This window comes from Streptomyces sp. PT12 (assembly GCF_003311645.1).
Classification (GTDB): Bacteria; Actinomycetota; Actinomycetes; order Streptomycetales; family Streptomycetaceae; genus Streptomyces.
This window is the reverse complement of the sequence record NZ_QEST01000032.1, coordinates 1-800: the sequence shown is the minus strand read 5'-3', so window position 1 is coordinate 800 and position 800 is coordinate 1. Positions and strand designations below refer to the sequence as shown.

At 70.5% G+C, this 800-nt stretch carries 1 protein-coding gene; it reads right to left on the bottom strand.

The features are described from left to right. The coding region (locus tag DEH69_RS03720; protein ID WP_147255379.1) for a helix-turn-helix domain-containing protein at positions 1 to 800 on the bottom strand (800 nt) is incomplete at both ends.

The following is an 800-nucleotide window of genomic DNA, read 5'->3' as shown; positions in this document are numbered from 1 at the left end:
GCCTCCTGGGCTTGGGCGATGCGATGGCGGGCCTCGTTGGCGAGGCTGCCGCGCGCCGCCGACACAGCGGCCCGCAGGTGCAGGGATCCCCAGACCCGCACGGCCGCCGGGTCCCCACGGGCATACAGCGGCTCGATTGCCCGCAGCGCTTTGTCCGACAGCGCCGTGGCGTCGAGCCAGTCGGCCGTGGCCCACATGTCCCACACCCGCATCCAGTGCGCGATCGCGGGCATCAGCTCGTCCCCGCTGCGTTCGGCCGCCCACGCGGCGCGTTCACACGTCATCGCCACCAGCTCGGGATGCCCCAACGCGTGTGCCGAGGTGTGGCCGAACTTGCAGCAGATGGTGTAGATAGCGAACGCCTCCTCGCGCTCCCTGCCGCTCGACACCTCGGCCAGGGCCCGCGACTCGCGCAGCAGGTCCGGCAGCACCGCCAGGATGCTGGTGTTCTTGGCGTTGTCCCGCAGCGTGTGCAGCTTCGCTGTCTCGGCCCACAGCGCCGCGGCTGGCCGCGGCTGGCCGTCGAACACGGGCGTCAGGTCGTAGCGCCGCAGCTCTCTTATGATCGACGCCGCGCTGACCTGCCACTGGTTCGCCGCTGCGGTCTGGTTGTACGGGCGCTCGATCAGCTCGTTGGGATGGACGTGCAGTACGGCGGCGATCGCGTTGATGACGCTGGTGCGGTCGAGTTCGAGTCGGCCCTTCTCGGCCTTGGACACCCAGCTCTGCGTGTAGCCCAGGGCGGCAGCGACATCGGCCTGTGTGTAGCCCAGGCGGAGCCGCGCGTCTCGCATGCGCCT